This is a genomic window from Nostoc sp. CALU 546 (assembly GCF_048836525.1).
This window is the reverse complement of sequence record NZ_JAWJTF010000394.1, coordinates 1-1630: the sequence shown is the minus strand read 5'-3', so window position 1 is coordinate 1630 and position 1630 is coordinate 1. Positions and strand designations below refer to the sequence as shown.

At 35.2% G+C, this 1630-nt stretch carries 1 protein-coding gene and 1 pseudogene; one reads left to right on the top strand and one right to left on the bottom strand.

Features of this window, described 5'->3' with window-relative positions; all coding sequences use genetic code 11:
* Window positions 1–741: pseudogene (locus tag RRG12_RS43975) on the top strand (hypothetical protein); the annotation flags it as partial.
* Window positions 742–879: 138 nt separating this feature from the next.
* On the opposite strand, the gene RRG12_RS43970 reads toward RRG12_RS43975, so the two are convergent.
* On the bottom strand, window positions 880–1524 hold the full coding sequence (locus RRG12_RS43970) for a hypothetical protein (protein ID WP_420761265.1): 645 nt from the start codon (window positions 1522–1524) through the stop codon (window positions 880–882).
* Window positions 1525–1630 lie beyond the last annotated feature (106 nt).

Genomic DNA, 1630 nt, shown 5'->3' with positions numbered 1-1630 from the left:
TGTGATTTTTTCCAAGAACAGATTGCTGCTTTAATTATTCAGAGTAACGTTTTAAGTGAACAGGCAGAACAATCCCTGAAAAAGATTGAACAGGAAAGTAATAAAGAAGCAATTATTAGTCAGAAAGTAGAAAGAGTCCCAAAGTTTTGGACATCCAAAATAGTCCGTTCAGCTTTGATTATAGCCTCAAGTTTATTAATCTTGGGTTTTGGTGGTTGGAAAATTAAAGAGCAAAGTCCACAATTACAAAAGATTATTCTAAGTTTAACTCAACAAGGAAGTGCAAGTGCTAAGTTTAAATCTGCTCAAAAACTCGGAATGGCAGCTGCTTCTTTAGTTCAAAATCCACCGCATCCTTTAAAAGTTTGGCAAGAAGCAGAAACTAAATGGCATCAGGCAATAATCTTATTAGATAGTATTCCTGATGAAACATCAATTTATGACCAAGCTAAGAAGAAATTGGCTTATTATCAAATTAACTACAAATCTATCAGTAAAAGAGTATTAATTGAAAAGAACGCTATAGCAAACTTAGAATCAGCAAAAAAACTAGCAATAGAAGCTAATTTTATTCTTCACAATCCACCTCATTCTCTACTAGTTCGGCAGCAAGTACAAGGTAAATGGAAACAAGCAATTCATTTATTAGAAGCTATTCCAAAGAGTACCTTTGTCTATATACAAGCTAAAGAGTTACTTCCTATTTATAAAAATAGTTATGCAGCTACTAGTCAAATATAGGAATTAATCTGTTTTGTAAACATTGAGAGGCTCAAAACCCCGACTTCTTTTAAGAAGTCGGGGTTCTTTTTGCTCGTAACTCCTGCACAAATTGTTACATAGCGGTTATCGATAAAATGAGGTATATCCTCAAATATTTTATGGATAATTTATTGCATCATTGCTTTGGTTGCTATAGCAATCTATATATTGAGAATTAATCCACCCCTCCCTTCCTACTATTCTATTATTTGAGCTATTAGTAACACGCACGTTAACCCAAGGTGTTGGGCGACCTTGAAGTGATACAATATCAGGCTTGAGTAATGTGATATTGTTGCCATTCTCTAAACCTGCTGTTGACTTTCCGCCAGGTGTGGTACGTAAAGCTAATTGCCCCGATCGTAACCCAGTTACTTCGCAGAGTGCAGGCTTAACTTGAGCTAAATTGCTAGTACATTTTAGGCTGCTACTACGCATCCAACCTTCTAAGCCTTTTTCTTTAGAATTATCTGCATCGATAACACTAACGTAAATCCAGTTTTCAAAACCTTTCGCTAGTACTTGTAACTTTGCGTCTTCATATATATTAATTGCACCTCCATCTTCAAATTCTCCTTGCGGTTTTCTTAAGTATAAAAAAAGTGCTTCTTCATATCCTAATTTCTTAGCTTGGCAAATTACTTGTTTGTTAGCATTTTTGGGGGTTGCAGCGTTTGCTATTGGTAACAAATTAAGAGTAGAAAGCCACAGATAAAATACAGTAAAAGAAATTTGAGGTAGAGATTCCAGAAAACTTACCATTTTTGAGCAAATATGAGTTTTACCTACCTTATTCGTGATAAGTTTTATAGTCGAGCATAATTTTACCTAATTTGCATTCCTCCGCGAACCTACCCTGCGGGAAGGC

What these genes read in the sequence shown, in the direction of transcription:
- RRG12_RS43970 (WP_420761265.1), bottom strand. Translation starts at nt 1,524, where the DNA reads ATGGTAAGTTTTCTGGAATCTCTACCTCAAATTTCTTTTACTGTATTT.